General features: G+C 57.4%; 1 protein-coding gene. It reads left to right on the plus strand.

Annotation, left to right across the window (positions count from 1 at the left end; genetic code table 11):
- A partial coding sequence (locus EOB80_RS34225; protein ID WP_127332393.1) for a TlpA family protein disulfide reductase occupies positions 1–920 on the plus strand: 920 nt, incomplete at its 5' end.
- Positions 921–1,353: the final 433 nt, after the last annotated feature.

Below are 1,353 nucleotides of genomic sequence, written 5' to 3' on the forward strand. Positions count from 1 at the left end.
CGCGGACCAACGTGGATGCCTGGCTGACCGAGAAGTTCCCGAATCTGAATTATCGTATCGGGTTCGATTACATTGGCGAAATGAACAAGCTCTGGATGGATCCCAGCTCTTCGATTGGGATTCCCACCTCGTTCGTGGTCGACCGCGACGGCCACATCGCTTTTATCGGCCACCCGGCGGAACTCGATGACGTTTTGCCGAAAGTCCTTAACGGCAGCTGGCGCAGCAGCTATGAAGCGAAAGCCGCCGATGCAAAGCGCATCGCGCATAACCAACTTGCAGCGCGCGAAATGTCGCTTACCGGGCCGATATACGCCAAACTTGAGCCGGCGATGCAGGCCGAGAATTGGACGGCGGCGCTCTTGGCCATCGAAGAAGGCCTCGCCTTGATGCCAGACTCTTTTGATTTTCGGCAGATTCATGCGGATCTTCTGCTTCACAAGCTGCGCGACATCAAGACCGGCATGCCGGTCATGCGAGAATTGGTCGAGGACGCGATCGACAAAACGTCCGACGCGGTGTCGTGGATGGCCTTGGCCCTCAACCAACTCTTCGATCCCACGATGGACAATTCCCATCTTCCGCGCGCGGAGCGCTTTGCGATGGGCAACGAGCTCTCGGAACAGATACTGGCACTCAATCCCCCGAACGGCGATGGCCCGTTTAAATACCGCCGGTACCTCCCGGTAGCTCAGTATTATTACGAGAGCGGCAACAAAGATCGCGCAATCGAGTTGATCGAGGTGGCACTGAAATCGGTGGACCGGCTGGGGCCAATTCCGGACCACACCAAACAGTACTATCTTACCCCATTGCTCGAAGCACTGGCCAACTACACGGGTGAGCCTGCCTGTCACGCGGATCTTTGTGTGGCTCCGCAAAAGAAGGCACCCGAAACTCAAAACGCAGTCACTTCCTGAGCAAGAATCGCGAAGGGACTGACAATTGGAATTGAACACTGGCCAATCCGCCCATCGAAGCTCTCTTCGCAGCAAGTATGTCGATGCAGCAGGGCGGCGGCTTGCGGCAGGTTGGATTTCAATTGCGTTGACCACCGGTCGGATCGCGGCGCAGACGATGTGCGCCGCGAATTCGCGCCGCAGGTCTCGCACTCGTGGACATGTCGAGGTCGGCCACGGGGCACTCTTGGGGTTGGCCCGCCCAAGCCATTCGTCGGCCACGCAAGCGGACCCGGAGTGGGCATCGCAGGAAAAGGAAATCGTACCTCGAAGACGAAGACTGAAATGACGAACAACGAAATTCCTCCGGTTGGCCCTGCTGTCAACAATGACGAAGAAGCCCTTGCTTCCCCGTTCGTCAAATGCCTCCTGCGGCTCATTCGTACTCAGGATT

Origin of the sequence: Mesorhizobium sp. M7A.F.Ca.MR.245.00.0.0 (assembly GCF_003997415.1) — a bacterium.
Classification (GTDB): Bacteria; Pseudomonadota; Alphaproteobacteria; order Rhizobiales; family Rhizobiaceae; genus Mesorhizobium.